Origin of the sequence: Candidatus Protofrankia californiensis (genome assembly GCF_900634765.1) — a bacterium.
GTDB classification, from domain to species: Bacteria; Actinomycetota; Actinomycetes; order Frankiales; family Frankiaceae; genus Protofrankia; species Protofrankia californiensis.
The window spans coordinates 1-1419 of record NZ_CAAAFT010000018.1 but is presented as its reverse complement, the minus strand read 5'-3'; the positions used below and the strand labels follow the sequence as shown (position 1 = coordinate 1419).

At 70.3% G+C, this 1419-nt stretch carries 3 protein-coding genes; all 3 read right to left on the bottom strand.

Going from position 1 to position 1419, the window contains the following annotated elements; genetic code table 11:
• Nucleotides 1-75 precede the first annotated feature (75 nt).
• On the bottom strand, nt 76-804 hold the full coding sequence (locus DD1DGNOD_RS26325) for a WhiB family transcriptional regulator (RefSeq protein WP_165034628.1): 729 nt from the start codon (nt 802-804) through the stop codon (nt 76-78).
• Nucleotides 801-1043, bottom strand: coding sequence for a hypothetical protein (locus tag DD1DGNOD_RS00680; protein WP_131769205.1), 243 nt, complete (start codon nt 1041-1043; stop codon nt 801-803). Before DD1DGNOD_RS00680 ends, DD1DGNOD_RS26325 begins: the two co-directional genes overlap by 4 nt.
• The coding region (locus DD1DGNOD_RS00675) for a hypothetical protein (protein WP_206442862.1) at nt 1040-1419 on the bottom strand (380 nt) is incomplete at its 5' end. The genes DD1DGNOD_RS00675 and DD1DGNOD_RS00680, both read right to left, overlap by 4 nt.

Genomic DNA, 1419 nt, shown 5'->3' with positions numbered 1-1419 from the left:
CCGCGCGGTCGGCCGTGCTGTCCGCCTCGTCGTTGACCGCGGTCGAGTCGAGCAGCGGGTCTGGGTCGCGGGCCATTAGATCGACACCTCCCCGGATGCCACGGAGGTCTTGCGCCGACGGGCGGTGACACGGGTGTCCCTGCCCTGGGCCACGTCCAGGACGCCGGCCGACGCCAACAGCCGGTACGACCGGCGGACCATGGCCGAGTGCACCGCCAGCGCGGACGACAGCTCCACGCAGCCAGGCATCCTCATGCCGGGTAGAAGCCGTCCATCCGCGGTCAGGCGCTCGATGGCCTCGGCGATCCCGCGGGCGGTGACCGTGGCGACCTCGTCGAAGATGAGAGCGAGCGTCGGACCCGGGTCGTTCAGGGCTTCTCGCCGCCGACGGAGCTTCTCGCGCTGTTCCCACTGGGTGCGGTTCTGCTCCCGTAGCCGCGCCTCACGCACTTCCCGCTGCCGGGAAGCGATGTCGTGCACGTGGCGGCGCTGCTTCTTGGTGAGACCTCCCCAGATGCCATCCGGGGGTTCGGGCAGGGCCAGGGCCAAGGCCAGGCACTCATCAAGGACCGGGCACGGCCCGCACATCCGGGCGGCGCGAACGCTGTCGCCTCTGTCGCTGCCGAAGAAGACCGTGGGGTTCTCCACGCACGGCCGGGTACGGGAGTCGACCATGTCGAACAGCTCCGCCGGCTCGGTCGGCAACGTCTGGATGTAGTCGAGGCGATCGGCGAGCGATTCGCGGTACTCGGGGGCACGTCCTGGCCCGCGAGTGCGGGCCAGGGTGCGAACAGAGGCGGTCACGAGGCCAGCTCCGCGCGGAGGGCCTGACGGACTGCGGACAGCACGAACTTGGCACCCTCGACGTATGCCTTCGCGGCGAAGCGGGCCACCACGTCGGCGGTCGAGTCCGCGGCGAGCGCCTCGTACTCGCTGATCTTTGCGGTGACTTCCGCGAGGCTCATGAACGCCGGTCCGTGGGTCTTCGCGGCAAGCTCGACAAGATCGGGGTGCTGCGAGATGTCGTCGGGGTTGGGGATCATGCCGCCACCGCCGCGAGGGTCTTGACGGCCGGCACGACGGTCTCAGCGCGCATCACTCGCAGGCTCGCCGCGGGCGCCTTCATGGGCAGGTCACCGAGACCGAGACGGGCGTAGGTGGCGCGGATCGTCTCCAGGTCGGCAACCATCCGGTTGGACTCGACCCGGTCGACGATCCAGCTGCCGTACACACCGGCGGGCAACCGGTCGAGGATCTTCCGCGCCTTCCGCTTGCCACGGTCGGCGCGCCGGGCGAGGTCAGAGTCAGCGTCGAAGTCGGCCGCGGCCCGCTCGATGGCCTCGATGGCGGGCATCTCGTCCGGGGTGAACACGGTGGTTGGGTCTGCCACGATGACGGGCTCCACGGGGACCACCGGGA